The following is a 20,394-nucleotide window of genomic DNA, read 5'->3' as shown; positions in this document are numbered from 1 at the left end:
AATTCATTTTTAAATACAAACCTATGAACAAATCAGAACTAATCAAAGAAGTAGCCCTTAAAGGTCAGTTGAGCTTTAACGAAGCTACGAATGCTGTAGACGCAATCATGGAAACCATTGCGGAAACAATGCATAAAGGAGAGAGTGTCACCTTGGTCGGCTTCGGCAGTTTTGTCATTCAAGAACGGAAAGCGCGCAACGGGCATAATCCTGCCACAGGCGGCTCAATGCAGATTCCAGCCAAACGACAAGTGAAATTCCGTCCCGGAAGTAAAATGAAATTAGAGTAAAGAAACAGGTTAAACTAAATGTTGAACATAAAAATTGAAACATGAAAAAGAAAATTATTACAGTTGCATTGGTATTATCATCAGTCTGTGCCATGGCACAGCAAAAGGAAAATCGTGACACGGACGGAAGTATTCTCCGTGGCCCGTATGAAACGAATAGTTTCTGGAGTAACTGGTATATCGGTGTAGGCGGTGGAATCAATATCTATGAAGGTGAACTTGATAACAAGACATCGGTGGGCAACCGTATTGCTCCTGCACTGGATGTGTCGTTGGGCAAGTGGATTACTCCTTCTTACGGAGTCCGCCTACAATATTCGGGTCTGAAAGCCAAGGGGCTGACGGATGCAAGCGGGATGTATGCCAAAGGGGCGCATCGCAGTTATTATAAGGAAGAGTTTAATGTTTCCAATCTCCATGCGGACTTTATGTGGAACTGGTCGAACGGTTTCCTCGGATTCAATGAGAAACGTGTGTGGAATGTGATTCCGTTTGTCGGTTTCGGTTGGGCACGTTCGTGGGGAAACAGCACGCATGATAATGAAATTGCCGCCAACATCGGTATTTTGAATACGTTCCGTCTGGGCAAGCGTCTGGACTTGACTTTGGAAGGACGGCAGATGCTAGTGAAAGAGTGTTTTGACGGAACGGTAGGCGGCAGCAAAGGTGAAGGAATGAGTTCTGTGACACTGGGGCTAAGCGTGAAGTTGGGCAAGACCCGTTTCGACCGCGTCGAGAAAGTGGCTCCGGCAGATTATTCATCTTATAATGAACGTATCAACGCGCTTCGTGCCAAAAATCATGATTTGAGCACCGAAGCACAGCGCCTTGCCGCTGAACTGGAAGTTGCCAGAAATCGGAAACCGGAAGTGGTGAATGAATCGAAAGTGACTGCTTCGCCGGTAGCCCTGTTCTTCCCTATCGGCAAGGCTACTTTGGATAAGAAGGAACTTACCAATCTTGAGTTTTATGTGAACAACGCCATCAAGGCGGATAAGAACAAGACTTTCACGCTGATTGGTTCGGCGGACAGCGCTACGGGCAGCAGGGAACTGAACCAGCGTTTGAGTGAACAACGTATGGAGTATGTGTACAATTTATTAGTCGAAAAGTATAAAATTTCCCCTGAACGTCTCGTGAAGAAAGCGGAGGGCGATACGAACAACCGTTTTAGTGAACCTGAATTGAACCGCGTCGTAATCGTCGAATAATAGTTTTATTTCATTTCAAGGTATTTCAGGCAACATTGCGGGGCTGTCTCGTTTTCTTCTACGTCGGGACTGAAAGTGCTTTGTCGTTACAAGGTGGGCTTGTCGGCCGGTAGTTGGACGGCCCTTTGCAATGTTGCTTTTTTGAATGAAGAGGAGGATATGATAATATATAATAGTCTGTTGGCGAAAACTTTCCTGAACAGGAAGAAAAGGCATTATTTTATGATTTTCGGTTGTTGTTTCACCCGGTTCAAATATTTGGAAGGGTGGGAGGAGATGGAACTTCAGATTCATGCGCGACAGTATACAGAGTGTTTCTTCTTGGCATTATTGCCTGCATTGGTGCTATCCGTCTGGCTTTCGTGGTGGTGGATGTTGCTTGCGTTCATGAGTTATCATCTGCTTTACTGGCTGGAGAGGTGGTTCGGACATCATTCTTCATTTGACTGGGAAGCGTTGGAGCATTGTAGCGATGCGCTTTATTTGAGAAAGCGGAAATCTCGTGCTTGGATGAAATGGTATGGGAAGAAGTCGTTGCCGCCTTCAGAATGGGAGGATGATTAGAGAGAATAGTATATCTTATACGAGTAGAAAAAGTAGATTATGAAAACGAAATTTATAGCTGAAATGGTGGGCACTATGGTGCTTGTCTTAATGGGATGCGGTGCTGCTGTATTGAATGGCGGTGCGACATCGGTAGCCGCTGTGTTGACGATTGCTTTCGCGTTCGGTTTGTCGGTGGTGGCAATGGCGTACACAATCGGTCCTGTTTCGGGCTGTCATATCAATCCGGCCATCACCATCGGCGTTTGGCTGAATGGCGGACTGTCGGTAATGGAAGCCGGTGTGTATATCGTAGCGCAAGTGACGGGCGGAATACTTGGCTCTGCATTGTTGTGGTTGATTACCGACACAATGGGGATAGAAGGTACGGGAGCCAACGGTTTTGAAGAGCCGTATCTGCTGGCTGCATTTGTAGCCGAGGCGGTGTTTACGTTTATCTTCGTGCTGACTGTATTGGGCACTACCGACCGCGATAATGGCAGTCCTCATTTTGCCGGGCTGGCTATCGGATTGACTTTGGTTTTGGTGCATATTGTATGTATTCCCGTTACGGGGACATCGGTTAATCCTGCCCGTAGCATTGGTCCGGCATTGTTTGCCGGTATGGAGGCTATCAGCCAGCTTTGGTTGTTTATTGTGGCTCCGATTGTCGGTGCGGTGGTAGCAGTGCCAGTCTGGAAAACAATAAAAGGAAATTAATTGTTTCATTTCATGTTTTTGTGAGAATAGAAAAAGATGTAGGTTTTCCCCATATAGTATAATAAATGAGTTTAATGGCCTATATCCTTTATGTCGCTGTGAAGCGCCTCATTTCCCCAAGAGAATCCGTGCCCCTGCCATTTTTCTTTTTATAATAGTAGCATAGGAAAAATGGAATCATGGGTTCTACGCTGCCTGTGAAGGTCGCTCTATTGTTTGTTTTGTTTGTGTGGTGCACCTTTTTCCCGGTGGGGGAGAAGGTGCACTCTTTTTGTATAATGTATTAATGGTCGGAAGTATTACATACGTCCATAGGCTTCCCAATATGGCATTAAAGCCTCTTGCAGCCAATGTGCCACCTCGGAGAATGAAAGGCTATTTTTGATAGTTGCCTTTTTTAGAAATGCTGACCATCGTAACTGCATCTGCGGATGGTTGGGAAAGTCTTTCCTGAAGAACATCGTATCTGCATTATAAAGAGTATGACGATTCTCGAAAGTGCGGTTGATAGCCTCCTGCAATATGGTATTGTCATATTTGAATGATGTGAGCAGGTGGTAGATGTCATAATAGTCTTTCATCCGGCTGCTTTGGTCAGCTAAGTCTATGATGGCGTGCATCTTCTCCGCAATCACGGTTTCAGTGGAATAGGCAAGAATGTTTGCTTCTGGCAGTTCCTCTAATAACAATGGGTAATCTAATGATACAGGATGTGGTGTTACCACATCTCCAAAACCAATGTCCATTGTCATCACTTGGGCAATGGTGTCCATTGTCGCCGGAATACTTAGACGGATACCGTGGTAGTCTTTGAACTCGGTGATGTTCTGTGCTGCAATCTTGTCGGCAGCAAACCTTACTCCGTCTTCCTCACACTCTACGGCGCATATTTCACGGAACGCCTCGGCGATGCGTTCGCCATCATTGCTGATATGCGTGCCAAGAAAATCAATATCCAATGTCGGACGTGCAGCAAAGCGTTCGTATGCATACATCAGTGCTCCACCTTTCAGGTAGAAGTTCTCACGGTAATGAGTCTGTGAGATACGGTACAATAGGCGTTCCTGAAAATATCTGGTCAGAATGGTCTGGTAGAACACATCCTTCTGCTTGGCTACATTGAGTAGCTTTGTCCGGATGGACTTTCCAGGATTTTTGATTTCACTCATAGTTTTATTGCAATATACTGTTCAAGGATTCGTCTTACTCTTAGTTTGTCGGCATAATCCATCAGCAGGGATAGATTTCTGTCTGGCTGGGAAATGTAGTTATTCACCACTTCGGAACAAACATCCATGCCTATCTTGTTGCGGTACTTCACTGCATCGCACACGCATCGCTCTTTATTATATATATGTACGTGGTAACCGCTTACAACCAGTTCCTCGACACCTATGTCAAACATCGTGTCTGTGATATGATGGAGCTCTATCTTGGGAAATGTTGGAAGCGTGATTTTGCGACCTCTTTTTACCGCCACATGGTATGCCTGAGGCAATGAGGTGGTGAGCCCATGCACATTCCATGCGGAGAAAAGGCACAGCACACCGCCTGGAATGATGGCTTCCACATCTATCATCGTGTCCGCCAACTGCTCGGCTGTGGCATATACGCCCCGTTTGATGCGTACCGTGTCTCCGTCACGCACACTGTCCAGCAGCTTATAATAGGCTGTCCGACCTTCTTCTTTTACCATACTAGAGGAGGTAAAACTGTTATTATATCTCTTGCTTTTCATGCCTGTACTCTTTATTTTAGGACAAAGCTACTACATTTATTTGTGATTGTAGTGCGTTTGTACCGGGAAATGCTTATTTGCCATGAAATATTAACATATATCAGACAATCTTGCCCGAATCATCTCGCAACAATCTTGGCAATTCTTGGTTTTCATTGCTTTCAATATACTGGTATAATTGCAGTTTGCTCTCTTTCAATATGCGGTATCTGGCTATTGATAGCCTTGAGCACCTAAAACTTTCCATGCTTTTTAGTATGGTATTTATTGGTTTGAATATATTTGTTTGTTTATTATTCTCCCCCGGCTATCGGTTTTGTCGCTTTTTTCTGCTTTTCGTCGTTTTCTTGTCGTTTATTTAGTTCCTCTATGTCAGTTGTATATGTCTGAAATGCTTTTTAGTACTTTTCTGATGAGGTTATTAGGTGTCGTTTCATCTCCGTGGAAGATGCTGCATCTTTGCATCGTTAACGTTAGCGAAGTGATAATTAAAACAGTATTTATTTAAAAAAGAAAAGTAGTATGGCTATTAGATTTAGAAGGGTGTCTCGCCTGTGTGACCCTACAAATAAAGAAGCAGGAAAGAAAGTGTATCCGGTGATTTCTTATCAGTATGATACGAGTGCAACGTTGGATGAGTTTGCAAAGGAGATTGCGTCTGCTTCCGGTGTCAGCGAGGGTGAAACGATTAGTGTATTGAAGGATTTCCGTACGTTATTGAGAAAGACATTGCTGGGTGGCCGTTCGGTGAATATCGCCGGTCTGGGATATTTTTACCTTTCTGCCCAAAGCAAAGGGACGGAGAAGGCGGAAGATTTTACGATCGCTAATATTTCAGGGCTTCGTATCTGTTTTCGTGCTAACTCGGACATTCGTCTGTTTACCGGGACGACTACCCGTTCGGATGGATTGAAGTTCAAGGATTTGGATCATATTAATGATTTGGGTAGTGTTGGTGACGGTTCGGATGATGGGGGTGAAACTCCGGATCCGGATGGTGGTTCGGGTGGTAATGGTGAAGCACCGGATCCGGCTGCTTGATTCATGAGCCGTTGAGAACTGTCTGGTTTGTATGGAATGGGGCTTCGGCCTCATTCTTTCTTTATAACTACGTAAAAATGATTGAATATGCAAATAACTACAATCCTTGCTTTTATTACCGCTATGGGTGGTTTGGAAGCAGTGAAATGGTTAGTGAGGTATCTCACTTGTCGTAAGACGGATGCACGGAAAGAGGAAGCGTCCGTGAACAGTATGGAAGAAGAAAATCGCCGTAAGAAGGTGGACTGGCTGGAAGAACGGCTGACTCAACGTGACGAGAAGATAGACGGGCTTTATATTGAACTTCGCAAGGAGCAGGAAGAGAAGATTGACTGGATACATAAATGTCATGAAGTGGAGTTGATACAGAAGGAGTCGGAAGTGAAGAAGTGTGAGATTAGAGGGTGTGTGAAGCGTATGCCACCTTCGGATTATTAACTGGTGCGTTTGAACTAATAATGAATTATCATGAGAAATATAGATTCTATCATAGTACATTGTTCGGCTACGAAAGCCGGGCAGGATTTTACTGCCACAGATATTGACCGTTGGCACCGGGAACGTGGGTTCAACGGTATCGGGTATCACTATGTGATCCGTTTGGATGGGAAATTGGAAAAGGGGCGGGATGTCGCTTTGGCCGGTGCTCATTGTAAAGGTTGGAATGAGCAGAGTATCGGGATATGTTATATCGGCGGATTGGATGAGAACGGGCGTCCGGCAGATACCCGGACGAATGCTCAAAAACGGGTACTTTATCAGATTATTATCGATTTGCAGCGGGAATATAATATTCTCCAAGTGTTGGGACATCGGGATACTTCACCGGATTTGAATGGTGACGGAGTGATTGAACCTTATGAATATGTGAAGGCTTGTCCCTGTTTTGATGTGAAGGAGTTTTTGAGGAGTGGGAGGGAGTTACTGTTTGTATTGGTGGTGGCTTTGGTTGTGCCTGTATTGCTGTCGGGATGTAGGAGTAAGAAAGAGGTGATAAACAGGGAGAGTGAAGTTAGGGTTGATTCAAGTTTAAATAGTAGCTCCGGGAAAAGTCTTGTTAAAAATAAGGTTGCTTCAGAAAAGGATTCGGAGGTGGTGGGGGAGCATATCGAGCAGGTGTTGTTTGTGTTTCCTGTGGATACGCTTGGGTTGAAGGCTGGGATGGTGGTAAAGACTGTGGTGGATAGGAAAAACGTTAATGAGAAACAACTGCTTCAAGAAGTAGATTTACAGTCTGTGAGCTTGTCGGATATGAGTGCTAAGAAGGAGATTTCTAAAACGGGAGTTGAGAAAACTACTAATAGGACAACCGGAGGTTGGTATTGGTACGGAATTATTTTGCTGGTTCTGGTTATTGTGTGTTGGATTTGCAAAGTGAAGAGGAAGTGAGATGTTGTTTGTCTGGTACAAAGTTAGTTTTGATGAAAAATGGAGTCATGGTAGTGCTGTCTGTGAAACTGTGTACTTTTTTGTGGAGTTTGTATGTGTATTCCCATGGAAATGCGTATCTTTGAATAATCAAAATAGAGGAAAAATCATGGACGGGATATTACGTAAACTTCCTATTGGAATACAGACTTTTGAGAAACTTCGTGAAGGAGATTATCTTTATGTGGATAAGACTGCTCTTGTATGGAGAATTGCTTCAACGGAGACTCCTTATTTTTTGAGCCGCCCTCGCCGTTTCGGCAAGAGTCTTCTTCTTTCTACTTTTGAAGCTTATTTCGAAGGTAAGAAAGAATTATTTGAAGGGTTGGCCATAGCTGATATGGAAAAGGAATGGAAGACATATCCGGTATTTCATTTGGATTTAAACGCGGAAAAATATGATTCTCCCCAGGCTTTAGTTGAAATTCTTAGCAGGCAGTTGACGCAATGGGAACTGAAATATGGCAAAGGGGAGGATGAGGAAACTCTCTCCGGACGTTTTGCGGGTGTAATTCGCCGAGCCTGTGAACAGTCTGGTCGTGGAGTCGTAGTCTTGGTGGATGAATATGATAAACCTTTGTTGCAGGCATTGGGTGATGACGCTTTGCTTGATGACTATCGTAAGACATTGAAGGCCTTCTATGGTGTACTGAAAAGTTCTGACCGTTATCTTCGTTTTGTTTTCCTTACCGGTGTGACTAAGTTTGCGCAAGTCAGTGTGTTCAGTGATTTGAATCAACTGAATGATATCAGTATGAAGCCGCAGTATGCCACGATTTGTGGTATTACACGACAAGAATTGGAGGATACTTTTATTCCTGAACTGAATCGATTGGCAGAAACGAATGAACTGACTTATGAAGAAACATTGAACAAGATGACGGCTTTATATGACGGCTATCATTTTTGTGAGTTTGCGGAAGGAGTATTCAATCCATTCAGTGTGCTTAATGTTTTTGACGGGTATAAGTTTAGCAACTATTGGTTCCAAACCGGTACTCCTACTTTTTTAGTCGAACTGCTTAAAAAGAGTGAGTATGATTTGCGTACGTTGATTGATGGGGTAGAAGCCAATGCTTCTTCGTTTATGGAATACAGGGTAGATGCTAATAATCCGATTCCGTTGATTTATCAGAGTGGCTATTTGACTATAAAGGGGTATGACAAGCGTTTTGGAAACTACCTGCTGAAATTTCCCAATGATGAAGTACGATATGGATTTATGGATTTTTTGGTTCCTTATTACACATCAGTGGTAGATGATGAACGGGGTTTTTATCTTGGTAAATTTGTACGTGAATTGGAGAGTGGTGATGTTGATGCTTTTCTTACCCGCTTGCAGGCTTTCTTCGCAGATTTCCCTTATGAACTGAATGAAAAGACCGAACGACATTATCAGGTTGTATTTTATTTAGTTTTCAAACTGATGGGGCAATTTACCGGAGCAGAGGTTCGTAGTGCCCGCGGACGGGCGGATGCAGTGGTGAAAACTCCGAAGTATATTTATGTATTTGAATTTAAACTGAATGGTACTGCCGAACAGGCTTTGCAGCAGATTGATGAAAAAGGCTATCTGATACCTTATCAGGTAGACGGGCGTGAGTTGGTTAAAGTTGGAGTGGAGTTCAGTGCAGAAAAAAGGAATATAGACCGGTGGTTGTATTAGCTCGATAACCATGTTGTTAAAGGAGTTACGGAGCCGTTTGAGATTGTTCAAGCGGCTCTTGTTTTGCGGGTAGTTCTTTTAATTTTCGATGTTATATTCTATTACAGGAACCGACAACTGGGTGAAGAAACAGAATAAGTCAAAGTTAGCTTGTGCATAGCCCTTGTGGCTGCCACATAAAGCATACTTTTGTCAATATTGGAATGATAGTTCTTATCATCTGTTTGCGGAATGATTACTTCGTCAAATTCCAGTCCTTTCGCCATATGGGCGGAAGTGATGATAATCCCTTTTACATAAGCAGAACTTTGATTGGACAAAAGTGAGATGTCGTTTGCATATATCTGGAACTTTTGAACAAGTTCTTTTGCTTGGGATTCTGTTTTGCAGATAATCCCTAATGAGGTATAATGGGAGTTCCTGAAGGAGTTTACTAAATCCGCAATACCTTGGATCTCTTCTTCTGTATTTTTGAATGGAAGAATCTTGGGGTGTTCCCCATGTCTCATAATCGGTTCTAATTCATTGTTCGGTTGAATTTTTTGTGCAAAACTGGTGATCTCAAAAGTAGAACGATAGCTTTTGCAAAGTTTCATTATTTCTCCTGTTACAAATGCTTTATGAATCATATCGGCAGTGGAAGAACCATAAGGATTGACGGATTGGGAAGCGTCTCCAAGAATTGTTTTTCGACACGGATAAAGTTTTTGAATCACTTTGTATTGTATGGGAGAATAGTCTTGCATTTCGTCTATCAGAAGGTGTTTGACATAAGATTGAGCGTTGTTTCCATTTAATGCGATATGCAGATAAGCCAAAGGAGCTAAGTCCGCATACTCCAGTATGCGGTTTTTGCGTGTCTTGAACATCTCCGGTTTTCCGATCCACTCAAAAAAGTCTTTATAGATTTGGAGAACGTTATTTCCCGCGAACATCTTTTTTATCTCTTTTTTTAGTTGGTTTTTCTCCGGAGTGCTAACTGTGAGATTATATTGTAGTTGCATCATTTCCAGAATGTAATCTGTCATAGTCTCAAATCGTTGACGTATGGGATAGCGGTGGAATCGTTTGAACTGTTCGTTAATAAATTCGGCAGGAATGGTGATGTATTTGGTGAGTTTTACGTCTGTTGCTTTGAAATAGTTGTTTTCCATGTAAAGGATGAATTTGTCAAGTAGTGATATAAACTCGAAGGAGGCTTTGTATTGAATCCGTTCGATAAAGTCGGGTGTCGGGTTTTCTAATAGTTCCGTCACCTGTTCGAAGAAATTCTGGTGTTTATATTTGTTGTCAATTACATCCGACAGAATTTGCTCCATGCTGGTTTCGGGAACGGTTTCTTCGCCAAGTTCCGGAAGTACATTAGAAATGTAATCGGCAAATACTTTATTGGGGGAGATGATTAATATGTCTTTGGAAGAAATCTGTCCTTTCTGTGCATAAAGCAGGTAGGCAATACGATGGAGGGCGATAGAGGTTTTTCCTGAACCGGCAACACCTTGTATAATAAGTACAGAAGCGTTTTCATTACGGATGATCTGATTCTGTTCCCTCTGAATTGTCGTGACGATATTTTTCATTTTATTGTCGGCATTGGAACATAGTTCTTTTTGCAGAATATCGTCATGAACAGTTATGGAACTTTCAATCATGTACTCCATTTTTCCTTTGCGAATACGATATTGGCGTTTGAGTGAGATCGTCCCGTTAATTTTGCCTGCCGGGGAGGAGTAGAACGCCTCGCCTAATTCATGATCGTAGAACATGCTTGAAATAGGAGCTCGCCAATCGTAAATCAGATTCTTTTTTTGATTGAGGTCATAGAAAGTATGTATTCCTATATAGATCGGACTAACTTGGCTTTTGTCTTTCTTTTCCTGGAAGTCGATTCGTCCGAAATAGGGGATATCCAGTATTTTGCTTAGTCGCCTGCGTTTGTCAATTACATTTTCACCTAATGCAAAATGATTTAATATGCTTTCGCGCATGGAACGGATTTCGTGGGGATCAATATCTTTGTTCGACCATAGATAATCCTTGTACTCCTGCAGGGTGTCTATATGCTCTTTGACGGAAGTACTGGTAGTGTTAATCGTATCATGGATAGTGGTTATGACTTGCTGTAAATACTCTTTTTCCTGTTTCTCTGTTTGATTGAATATCATAGTCTCTTTTTAGTTGTATGGTGAAGAATTGAATTTGCGGACAAAGTTAGCTCAACCCATCAAGGGATTAAATAGTTATTTATAGCTATATATGTATCCTTTTTCCTATTTTTGCATACTTACTTAATAAGGAAAAAGATGAATATTCTTGAATTGGCAAAACGTAACCAGCAGAAAGCTTGGGAGATTATAGAGGATACCCGTATTGTTCGGATATGGGAGGGGATGGGTGCCAAAGTGAATCTGGTAGGTTCGTTGCGTACAGGATTATTGATGAAACATCGGGATATTGATTTTCATATTTATACTTCTCCTTTGGATTTGTCTGCCAGCTTTCGGGCGATGGCTGAATTGGCGGAAAATACGTCCGTAAAGAAGATTGAATATACGAATTTATTACATACAGCAGAAGCGTGTATAGAGTGGCATGCATGGTATCAGGATATGGAAGGAGAACTCTGGCAAATGGATATGATTCATATCCAAGAAGGCTCTCGTTATGATGGCTATTTTGAAAGGGTGGCCGAACGCATTTCTGCGGTATTGACAGATGAAATGAGACTGGCTATCCTGAAATTAAAATACGAAACGCCTGATACGGAAAAGATTATGGGAGTGGAGTATTATCAAGCTGTGATTCAGGATGGTGTACGTAGTTATCCGGAATTTGAGGAATGGAGAAGATTGCACCCGGTGGTGGGTGTGGTGGAATGGATGCCTTAGACAGACTGGTAGCTTCGGGAAAAGTGCGTATGGGTTAATTAACTTAGTAGTCCGGTTTCCTGTCCCAAACGAATGGCTTCGATGGAATTTTGCACACCTAATTTGCGTAACAGGTTCTGCCGGTGAATATTGACAGTGTGAATACTGATACATAGCTTGTCTGCAATCTCTTTACTTAACAACCCTTTTTGAATAAGCCGTAATATCTCTATTTCCCGATTAGTGAGGTTGAGCGAAGAAGGCATTAGCAAAGAGGAAGGAGAGAAGAATTCCCCGTTCTTCAGATTTAGGACAGTGCAGTCTACTGTTTCGGAATGTTTTTGGTCGGGTGAAATATCCATATTGCCTATTACGAGCCATGCTTTGCCGTTACGGTCTTGTTCCAAAACTTGATGTCGGCTAGTGACGCGTATATATTGCTGCTTGGCATTGAGTATACGGAAACTGTAAATGTTGGAATAGTCGTTTCGCTGTTCGAGAGGCAGACTGTAAATGAACTGGCTTAACGTGACCTGTAATGCTGCCAGTTGCGCACGGTCGTCCGGATGAATACGTGATTCTAAATAATCTCCCTGCTTTTCCAAAGTTTCTATCTTGTGACTGTCATACCCCAGCAAATCAACGAAATTCGAGGATGCATACGTGTAATTGCATTTGTAAACATCGACAACAAATGTGCAGTTGTGACAGATTTTTGAAAGTTGGTGAAGTATGGATTTATCCCGTTCCCACACGGCGTAATCAATATCGGTAGCAGACAAGCATTGCTTGGCCCACATTTCTTCTCGGGTGATATCGTTTGATTTATTCATGGCGAATGTTTCTGGGTACTGATAGTTTGTTTTGAGAAATCATTTATTTACCAGTCAATTTCTTCTATTCCCTTACTATGCAAGAAAGCATTGGCTTTGCTGAAGTGCTTGCAACCGAAGAAACCATATTCGGCAGAGCGGGGAGAGGGATGAACAGTGGTTAGTACCAGATGTTTGTTGCTATCTATCAAAGATAATTTCTCTTTCGCATAACTTCCCCAAAGCATAAATATCAAATTCTCCCGTTTTTCACTTAGTTTCCTGATAACTGCGTCTGTGAAGATTTCCCAGCCCATATTTCGGTGAGAACCGGTTTCGTGTGCACGTACAGTAAGAACTGAGTTTAGCGGGAATACACCTTGAGCTACCCAACGATCCAAATTACCGGAAGTTGGAACTGGCTTTCCCAAATCTTGGTGTATTTCTTTGAAGATGTTGCTTAGTGAACCAGGGATAGCTACTCCATCAGGTACAGAAAAACAGACTCCATAATATTGTCCGGGATTGGGATAGGGGTCTTGTCCAAGGATAACTACTTTTACTTTTTCGAAGGGACAGGAATTGAATATATGAAAAATCTGATGTCCAAGAGGGAGGACGTGTGCCCGTTTGTATTCATCTTTGACGAATGAAACCAACTTTTCGAAGTATGGTTTGTCAAATTCTTCTTGTAATTGTTGTTTCCAACTTGGTTCTATTCTGACATCCATAAAGTGGGACTTGATAATTTATGTAATGGCAAAAGTAGATATATTACAAGAGAATATCAAGAATGATAGGCAAAATTGTGTATCTCGCCGATTTAGGATGAATTGTGTGCTAATAAATGATAATTATCGTCTTTCTTCCGAAAAAGAACGGGTATAAATGTATTATTCTGATTTATTGTGTTACCTTTGTACCAAGAGTTTGAGTTACGAATCATTATCGTATAGTTCTTCTTTATAATATTTTATTAGCAAGCAGTCCTTGTCTTTAATTATCCTCCTCACTCCAAATTAGTATTTATTTTAATAAAATTTTAAATGAACATTTACATTTCAGGTTTAAGCTATGGCACTAATGATGCTGACTTAACAAATTTATTTGCAGAGTTTGGAGAAGTTTCTTCAGCTAAAGTAATTTTTGACAGAGAAACTGGTAGATCCAGAGGATTTGCTTTCGTAGAAATGCCGAATGATACAGAAGGACAAAAAGCAATTGACGAACTGAATGGAGTTGAATACGACCAGAAAGTTATTTCAGTAAGCGTGGCACGTCCTCGTACTGAAAGACCGTCTAACGGTGGTGGTCGTGGTGGTTATAATAACTCTAGAAGATATTAATATCCGAATAAAAGCAGAAGATAATATCTTCTGCTTTTATTTAATAAGTTATTTCCGTTTCATGATTCAACGGAGGAATCTTCTGATTGACACAGGGGAAGACAAAAAATCATATTACATTTAAGTTCTGCTAATTCTGGCTCTTTTTCTGTGCAATATCAGGAATATCTACTCCTGCACTTTCCATTCTGAAAATAGATTTATTAGACTTTTTTGTAATACACAATACTCTTGAAGAAGTCAGGAGTAAAGGTTTAATAAATTACACCCAACAAGGCAAATAGTCAATGACAGGGCCAATCTTGAGCGCTTGAATAAAGTGTGCTCACACTGTTTATCTTGTTCAATTGCTCTAAAGCAAAATAAAACATATGAAATCATTCTTTATAGGAAATATTGAGATAAAAACACCTGTAATACAAGGTGGAATGGGAGTAGGTATCTCGCTCTCGGGTTTGGCTTCGGCAGTAGCAAACGAAGGAGGAGTAGGCGTTATATCATGCGCAGGTTTAGGTTTGTTATACCCCAAAGGGAAAGGTACTTATCCTGAAAAATGTATTAACGGGCTGAAAGAGGAAATCCGGAAAGCACGTGCGAAAACAAAAGGTATTATTGGCGTAAACGTCATGGTTGCTTTATCGAATTATGCGGATATGGTGCGCACCGCAATCGAGGAAAAGATTGATGTGGTATTTTCCGGTGCCGGGCTTCCACTCGACCTGCCTTCATATCTGACTCCGGAGAGTACAACCAAGCTAGTGCCTATTGTATCTTCTTCACGAGCAGCCAAAATCATCTGCGATAAATGGCAGAAGAACTATAATTATCTGCCCGATGCAATCGTGGTGGAGGGGCCTAAAGCCGGTGGACATTTAGGATTCAAAAAAGAACAATTACAGGATCAGCATTATGCTTTGGAAGCTTTGATTCCGGAAGTGGTAATGATTGCATCCAGCTATAAAGAACAGAAACAGATTCCGGTGATTGCCGCCGGCGGCATTTCGACAGGTGAAGATATTGCACATTTTATGGAACTGGGAGCTGCAGGGGTACAAATGGGAAGTATATTTGTTACCACCCAGGAATGTGACGCGTCCGAGACGTTCAAGGAAGTATATATTCACTCCAAGTCCGAAGATGTTCTTATTATTGAAAGTCCTGTGGGAATGCCAGGACGAGCTATTGACGGGGAATTTATTCACAATGTGAATAGTGGACTGGAGAGGCCTAAGAGTTGCTCATTCCATTGTATCAAAACATGTGATTATACAAAAAGCCCTTATTGCATTATTAAGGCTTTATATAATGCAGCCAAAGGAAATATGAAAAAAGGCTATGCTTTTGCCGGTAGCAATGCTTTTCTCGCTGAAAAAATCAGTAGTGTAAAAGAAGTAATGAGTACACTGGAGCGCGAGTTTTTCTTGGCAACCCATAAACTGGCTTAACCTACGGGATTTTCATTCCCATGATGGAGTTTGTCAGTCCCTTTACAATATAAATTAATAGCTGTTTTGATACAGCAAAAATAACAATTATGACATTTAAAGAATTAAATATAACCGAACCGATTTTAAAAGCTATTGAAGAAAAAGGATATGCAGTGCCCACTCCCATTCAGGGAGAGGCAATTCCGGCTGCATTAGCAAAAAGAGATATATTAGGCTGTGCGCAAACGGGAACAGGTAAAACTGCTTCGTTTGCTATTCCCATTATACAACATTTGCAAATGAATAAAGAGGCAGCCAAGTGCCGGGGGATTAAAGCGTTGATTTTGACGCCCACCCGTGAACTTGCCTTGCAAATAAGTGAATGCATTAATGATTATGCCAAATATACCCAAGTGCGGCATGGGGTTATTTTTGGCGGAGTAAATCAACGTCCTCAAGTTGACATGTTACACAAAGGAATTGATATCCTGGTTGCTACACCGGGACGTTTGCTTGACTTGATGAATCAGGGACATATCCATCTGGATAAGATACAATATTTTGTACTTGATGAAGCAGACCGTATGCTTGATATGGGATTTATTCATGATATCAAGCGGATATTACCAAAACTTCCGAAAGAAAAACAGACTTTATTCTTCTCCGCTACAATGCCTGATACAATTATTTCTTTAACGAATTCTTTGTTGAAGAATCCTGTACGAATCAGCATAACTCCGAAATCATCGACTGTGGATGCTATTGAACAGATGGTTTATTTCGTAGAGAAAAAGGAAAAGAGTCTTTTACTGGTTTCGATTTTGCAAAAATCAGAAGATCAGTCGGTGTTGGTATTTTCACGTACGAAGCATAATGCTGATAAGATCGTAAAGATACTGGGCAAGGCGGGAATTGGTAGCCAGGCGATTCATGGAAATAAAAGTCAGGCAGCGCGGCAGTTGGCTTTGGGCAATTTCAAGTCGGGCAAAACACGTGTGATGGTGGCTACTGATATTGCAGCCAGAGGTATCGATATTAACGAACTTCCTTTAGTTATCAACTATGATCTTCCTGATGTGCCGGAAACGTATGTGCATCGTATCGGACGTACCGGAAGAGCCGGGAATACAGGGACAGCACTGACATTCTGCTCGCAGGAAGAGCGTAAACTCGTTAATGATATTCAGAAACTGACGGGTAAGAAGCTGAATAAAGCCAGTTATACTATTTGAAATCAACAAATAACAATCTCTTTAAAATTAATATAAAACTAAATATAAATTCTATGGCAAAATCCATGACAGTTGGTAAACGTGAAAATGAAAAGAAAAGACTCGCTAAACGAGAAGAAAAACTGAAAAAGAAAGAAAGCAAGAAATTATCGGGCAGCTCAAATAGCTTTGAGGATATGATTGCCTATGTAGATGAGAACGGAATGATAACTTCGACTCCTCCGACAGAGGATATAAAGAAGGAAGAAATTAATCCGGATGAAATAATTATAGCAACTCCTAAAAAGGAAGAAGAGGAGCCGACGATTTTGAGAGGACGGGTTGAGTTTTTTAATGAGTCAAGAGGATTTGGCTTTATTAAAGACCTTTCAGGTGTTGAGAAATACTTTTTTCATGTGAACAATGTCATTGGCAATATTGCAGAAAATAATATCGTAACATTTGACCTTGAGCGTGGAGTGAAAGGCATGAATGCGATCAATATCTCTTTGGAAAACAAATCTACATCGGAAGATTTAGCTCAATCTAAACCTGTATAGGGAAGTGTATATTCTGCTTGTGTGTAAAATAAAAAACAAAATAATTAGAGATATGAAAAAAGGTAATATAATGCGTGATGTTATTTCATCCAGTCAGTTTACTGAAAATGTTATTAAAGAGTATAAAAAGGGTTTGGGAGATATGGTATTGGTAGCAATAACTCCGCGGACTACCATTGAACTTCCTGCGCATTTGACTCAAGCAGAAATAGATGCTCGTGTGGAGATTTATAAAAAACTGCATAGTTCTAAAGTATAGGCGGTTGCAAATTGCAATACGAGGAATAAAAAAATCCCTTGAACTTCAAAAGTTCAAGGGATTTTTTATTACCGAATCATTAGTGGTGCCACCAGGAATCGAACCGGGGACACAAGGATTTTCAGTCCTTTGCTCTACCAACTGAGCTATGGCACCTCATGCTTGTTCGGTCCGGTAATATCTCTTTTGCGGTTGCAAAGGTAGTGAAACTTTTGGATTCTGCAAGTCTTATGGAAATAAAAAACACTGATAAAAAGTTAGTCGGCTAATTATCAGTGTTGTATAAGATGAAAAATATTTCAGGTATGTGATGAAATCTATTGCTTATCTTCTTTTAATGGATTCCATCCCTGTGCTTTTAGTTCGAATTCTTGTCCATCACGGGTAATCAATGCACAGCCAAGTTCGGGTTTGGTAATATGTCCGATGAGACGAACTCCTTCCATTTGTGAAATTTTCTCATGATCGGCGATGGAAACAGTAAAGAGTAGTTCATAATCTTCTCCACCATTCAAGGCACAAGTCGTAAGATTCATGTTAAACTCTTCAGCCATAACAGCAGTCTGATAATCGATTGGGATATGCTCCTCGTAAACGCGGCAACCAGCATTGCTTTGTTTGCAGATATGCATCAGTTCTGATGACAGGCCGTCGGAAATGTCCATCATAGAAGTAGGGACAATATTGGCGGCTGCCAATTTCTCAATGATATCTTTGCGCGCTTCCGGTTTCAATTGGCGTTCTAATAAATACTCTTTGCCGGAGAAATCCGGTTGGACATCTTTATCACCTTGCAATACGACTTTTTCACGTTCCAAGAGTTGTAAACCCATATAGGCTGCCCCCAAGTCGCCGCTGACGCAGATCAGGTCAGTGTCTTTGGCGCCATTACGGTAAACTACTTTATCCTTGTCGGCATCGCCAATACAGGTGATGCTGATAGCAAGGCCTGTCAAGGAAGAAGTGGTATCGCCTCCCACAATGTCGACATTATATTGCTGGCAAGCCAGACGGATACCGGAATAAAGTTCGTCCATATCTTCCACGCTGAAACGCTTGGAAAGACCAAGAGATACCGTAATCTGCCGGGGAGTACCGTTCATGGCATAAATATCGGAGAAATTAACTACTGCTGATTTATATCCCAAATGCTTCAAGGGAACATAAGTCAGGTCAAAATGCACACCTTCCATAAGCAGGTCGGTTGTTACCAGTACTTGCTTTTCTGAAGGGTAGGAGAGAACGGCGGCATCGTCGCCCACTCCATATTTGCTGGATTCGTTTTCCAGTTTGATTCCCTCGGTGAGGCGGTCAATCAGACCAAACTCACCGAGAGATGCTATTTCAGTTCTCATAAATCGGGATGATTGTTTAGGCACGGTTGATAAGTTCGCGCATGATCGTGGTCATTTTCGGTTGAGCAGCGTCAGCGGCTTTCTGAACTTCTTCGTGTGTTACTTCTACGATTTTTCCTTCTACTCCTAAGTCGGTAATGACGGAAATACCAAAAACTTTGATACCACAATGGTTGGCTACGATAACTTCCGGAACGGTAGACATACCAACTGCATCAGCACCAAGGATATGGAATAATTTATATTCGGCAGGAGTTTCGAAAGTAGGACCTTGCGTACCAATATACACTCCGTGTTGTACTTTAATTCCTTTTTCTTTGGCAATCTCGTCAGCCTTACTAATCAATTCCTTGCAGTATGCTTCGCTCATGTCCGGGAAGCGAGGTCCGTAAGGGATATTTTTTCCGCGAAGCGGATGTTCGGGGAAATAGTTGATATGGTCAGTGATAATCATCAGGTCACCGATTTCGAAATCTGCATTTGTACCGCCACTGGCATTGGATACAAACAAGGTTTTGATACCTAATTCACGCATGACACGTACAGGGAAAGTTACTTCTTTCATCGAATAACCCTCGTAATAGTGGAAGCGTCCCTGCATAGCCATGATATCCTTATTGCCTAGTTTGCCGAAAATCAGCTTACCGCTATGACCTTCGACGGTAGATACCGGGAAGTTGGGGATATCCGAATACTTTATTTCATACTTCTCGGTGATTTCGTTTGCCAAACTGCCAAGCCCGGTGCCTAGTATAATAGCAGTTTCCGGACTGGTATGCATCTTACCTTTCAGATAAGCTGCGGTTTCTTGTATTTTCTCTAACATAGTCAATAATATGTTGGTTAAATTTATCTTGTTGATTTTGTAATATTTCAATTTCAATAGGCAAGGCGTAGATAAATGGTTTCAATTCCTTGTCCAAAGCCGGATGGTTAATCAGGCGTGTTGCATCTTTCTCGGTGGTAATAATCAACCGGTGTTCTCCTTTCAGTTTATGAAACCGTTCTTTGATAAGCTGTATATCCCGATGAGTGAAATTGTGGTGATCGTCAAACGATAGTAAATCTATTTGTTTGGTACAACCTTCCAGTCTTTCGAGAATAGGGGCAGGTGAGGCAATTCCCGTCATCAATAATATATCAGTGTTTGTCAGTGAGGACAAAGCAACCTCATGGTTTGTCGAAATTGCATTTGTGTCCGGAGACATGGTAGGGAACACTGGTTGCAGGTTACCATACCGGAACGATGAGAAGAATAACTGTTGATATGGATAAAGGTTCAGCCGTTTCGTGATAATGTTATAATCAATAGGCTTGATGTCTTGCGGGCATTTGGTGACAATAACGATTTGCGCCCGATTCTTGCCGCTAATTGGTTCACGAAGCCGTCCTGCGGGGAGCAAAGTGTCATCACAGAATAATCGGTGATAATCCGTTAACAGAATACTCAATCCCGGTTTGACGTATCGGTGCTGGAAAGCATCGTCCAATAGGATAACATCTATTGAAGGCTTTTGCAGTGCAAGCAACTTTTCTATGCCATGACAACGCTTTTCATCGACAGCTACTGTGACAGACGGGAATTTTTGATGCATCTGGTAAGGTTCGTCGCCAATGCTTCTTGCCGTACTTTCCGGAGTTGCCAATACATAACCTTTCGTGTGCCGTTTATATCCCCGGCTTAATACAGCTACCTTATATTGATTACAAAGAAACTTTATCAGATATTCAGTGTGTGGAGTTTTTCCTGTCCCTCCTACAGCGAGATTACCCACGCTGATGATAGGTATATCAAAACTCTTTGATTGAAGAACTTCCCAGTCAAAGAGTTTATTTCTCATCATTACCACTGCTCCGTAGAGCCAGGAGGCAGGGTAGAGCCACTTATGTATCTTGATAAAGTGTTCGTCCATGTATTAC

22 protein-coding genes and 1 tRNA gene are annotated in these 20,394 nt (G+C 41.7%); 14 read left to right on the top strand and 9 right to left on the bottom strand.

Annotated features, from left to right (window positions below; genetic code table 11):
* Positions 1-5 precede the first annotated feature (5 nt).
* From KSX81_RS08525 to KSX81_RS08510, 4 genes are all read left to right on the top strand, one after another.
* Entirely contained in the window at positions 6-290 is a 285-nt protein-coding gene (locus tag KSX81_RS08525; protein ID WP_317197071.1) for an HU family DNA-binding protein, read from the top strand.
* Between the two features lie 41 nt (positions 291-331).
* Positions 332-1,501 carry an OmpA family protein gene (locus KSX81_RS08520; RefSeq protein ID WP_217725812.1) on the top strand — a complete coding sequence of 390 codons (1,170 nt, stop codon included), beginning with the start codon at positions 332-334 and terminating at the stop codon, positions 1,499-1,501.
* A 159-nt stretch (positions 1,502-1,660) separates the two neighbouring features.
* Positions 1,661-2,065 (top strand): hypothetical protein, encoded by a 405-nt coding sequence (locus KSX81_RS08515; RefSeq protein ID WP_008649874.1) that lies wholly within the window; start codon positions 1,661-1,663, stop codon positions 2,063-2,065.
* 39 nt (positions 2,066-2,104) lie between these two features.
* Entirely contained in the window at positions 2,105-2,764 is a 660-nt protein-coding gene (locus KSX81_RS08510) for an MIP family channel protein (protein ID WP_004306123.1), read from the top strand.
* A 299-nt stretch (positions 2,765-3,063) separates the two neighbouring features.
* On the opposite strand, the gene KSX81_RS08505 is transcribed toward KSX81_RS08510, so the two are convergent.
* Positions 3,064-3,933, bottom strand: coding sequence for a nucleotidyl transferase AbiEii/AbiGii toxin family protein (locus KSX81_RS08505; RefSeq protein WP_217725813.1), 870 nt, complete (start codon positions 3,931-3,933; stop codon positions 3,064-3,066).
* Positions 3,930-4,502 carry a hypothetical protein gene (locus tag KSX81_RS08500; RefSeq protein ID WP_217725814.1) on the bottom strand — a complete coding sequence of 191 codons (573 nt, stop codon included), beginning with the start codon at positions 4,500-4,502 and terminating at the stop codon, positions 3,930-3,932. Before KSX81_RS08500 ends, KSX81_RS08505 begins: the two co-directional genes overlap by 4 nt.
* Positions 4,503-5,024: 522 nt before the next feature.
* Here KSX81_RS08500 and KSX81_RS08495 point away from each other — a divergent pair.
* From KSX81_RS08495 to KSX81_RS08480, 4 genes are all read left to right on the top strand, one after another.
* Complete coding sequence (locus KSX81_RS08495) at positions 5,025-5,543, top strand: HU family DNA-binding protein (RefSeq protein WP_004296149.1); 519 nt, start codon at positions 5,025-5,027, stop codon at positions 5,541-5,543.
* Between the two features lie 87 nt (positions 5,544-5,630).
* On the top strand, positions 5,631-5,981 hold the full coding sequence (locus KSX81_RS08490) for a hypothetical protein (protein ID WP_008649883.1): 351 nt from the start codon (positions 5,631-5,633) through the stop codon (positions 5,979-5,981).
* A 30-nt stretch (positions 5,982-6,011) separates the two neighbouring features.
* Positions 6,012-6,932: an N-acetylmuramoyl-L-alanine amidase gene (locus KSX81_RS08485; protein ID WP_217725815.1), complete on the top strand. Its 921-nt coding sequence runs from the start codon at positions 6,012-6,014 to the stop codon at positions 6,930-6,932.
* Between the two features lie 148 nt (positions 6,933-7,080).
* Positions 7,081-8,637, top strand: coding sequence for an ATP-binding protein (locus tag KSX81_RS08480; protein ID WP_217725816.1), 1,557 nt, complete (start codon positions 7,081-7,083; stop codon positions 8,635-8,637).
* Between the two features lie 101 nt (positions 8,638-8,738).
* On the opposite strand, the gene KSX81_RS08475 is transcribed toward KSX81_RS08480, so the two are convergent.
* Positions 8,739-10,802, bottom strand: coding sequence for a HelD family protein (locus KSX81_RS08475; protein ID WP_217725817.1), 2,064 nt, complete (start codon positions 10,800-10,802; stop codon positions 8,739-8,741).
* Between the two features lie 138 nt (positions 10,803-10,940).
* On the opposite strand from KSX81_RS08475, the gene KSX81_RS08470 reads away from it, so the two are divergent.
* Positions 10,941-11,525 (top strand): phosphoglycerate mutase family protein, encoded by a 585-nt coding sequence (locus tag KSX81_RS08470; RefSeq protein ID WP_149965246.1) that lies wholly within the window; start codon positions 10,941-10,943, stop codon positions 11,523-11,525.
* A 38-nt stretch (positions 11,526-11,563) separates the two neighbouring features.
* Here KSX81_RS08470 and KSX81_RS08465 read toward each other — a convergent pair whose 3' ends face one another.
* Positions 11,564-12,337, bottom strand: a complete 774-nt coding sequence (locus KSX81_RS08465; protein ID WP_008649894.1) for a LuxR C-terminal-related transcriptional regulator — start codon at positions 12,335-12,337, stop codon at positions 11,564-11,566.
* 47 nt (positions 12,338-12,384) lie between these two features.
* Positions 12,385-13,047, bottom strand: a complete 663-nt coding sequence (gene ung / locus KSX81_RS08460; protein ID WP_217725818.1) for a uracil-DNA glycosylase — start codon at positions 13,045-13,047, stop codon at positions 12,385-12,387.
* A gap of 315 nt (positions 13,048-13,362) precedes the next feature.
* Here ung and KSX81_RS08455 point away from each other — a divergent pair, with 315 nt between their 5' ends.
* From KSX81_RS08455 to KSX81_RS08435, 5 genes are all read left to right on the top strand, one after another.
* On the top strand, positions 13,363-13,662 hold the full coding sequence (locus KSX81_RS08455) for an RNA recognition motif domain-containing protein (RefSeq protein WP_004296140.1): 300 nt from the start codon (positions 13,363-13,365) through the stop codon (positions 13,660-13,662).
* Positions 13,663-14,033: 371 nt separating this feature from the next.
* Positions 14,034-15,107: an NAD(P)H-dependent flavin oxidoreductase gene (locus KSX81_RS08450; protein WP_004296139.1), complete on the top strand. Its 1,074-nt coding sequence runs from the start codon at positions 14,034-14,036 to the stop codon at positions 15,105-15,107.
* An 89-nt stretch (positions 15,108-15,196) separates the two neighbouring features.
* Complete coding sequence (locus KSX81_RS08445) at positions 15,197-16,321, top strand: DEAD/DEAH box helicase (RefSeq protein WP_004296138.1); 1,125 nt, start codon at positions 15,197-15,199, stop codon at positions 16,319-16,321.
* Between the two features lie 53 nt (positions 16,322-16,374).
* Positions 16,375-16,860, top strand: a complete 486-nt coding sequence (locus KSX81_RS08440) for a cold shock domain-containing protein (protein ID WP_004307024.1) — start codon at positions 16,375-16,377, stop codon at positions 16,858-16,860.
* 52 nt (positions 16,861-16,912) lie between these two features.
* Positions 16,913-17,119, top strand: coding sequence for a hypothetical protein (locus KSX81_RS08435; RefSeq protein WP_004307025.1), 207 nt, complete (start codon positions 16,913-16,915; stop codon positions 17,117-17,119).
* An 83-nt stretch (positions 17,120-17,202) separates the two neighbouring features.
* On the opposite strand, the gene KSX81_RS08430 is transcribed toward KSX81_RS08435, so the two are convergent.
* The 4 genes from KSX81_RS08430 to lpxK form a co-directional block, all read right to left on the bottom strand.
* Positions 17,203-17,275 (bottom strand) — tRNA-Phe (locus KSX81_RS08430).
* 161 nt (positions 17,276-17,436) lie between these two features.
* The gene (gene thiL, locus KSX81_RS08425; protein WP_004298938.1) at positions 17,437-18,474 is read right to left on the bottom strand and encodes a thiamine-phosphate kinase; all 1,038 of its coding nucleotides are present in this window, start codon (positions 18,472-18,474) and stop codon (positions 17,437-17,439) included.
* 16 nt (positions 18,475-18,490) lie between these two features.
* Complete coding sequence (locus KSX81_RS08420; RefSeq protein WP_004298940.1) at positions 18,491-19,300, bottom strand: purine-nucleoside phosphorylase; 810 nt, start codon at positions 19,298-19,300, stop codon at positions 18,491-18,493.
* The gene (gene lpxK, locus KSX81_RS08415) at positions 19,257-20,387 is read right to left on the bottom strand and encodes a tetraacyldisaccharide 4'-kinase (RefSeq protein ID WP_004298941.1); all 1,131 of its coding nucleotides are present in this window, start codon (positions 20,385-20,387) and stop codon (positions 19,257-19,259) included. Before lpxK ends, KSX81_RS08420 begins: the two co-directional genes overlap by 44 nt.
* Positions 20,388-20,394: the final 7 nt, after the last annotated feature.

The organism is Bacteroides sp. MSK.18.37 (assembly GCF_019129155.2).
Classification (GTDB): Bacteria; Bacteroidota; Bacteroidia; order Bacteroidales; family Bacteroidaceae; genus Bacteroides; species Bacteroides ovatus.
This window is presented reverse-complemented; position numbering and strand designations above follow the sequence as displayed.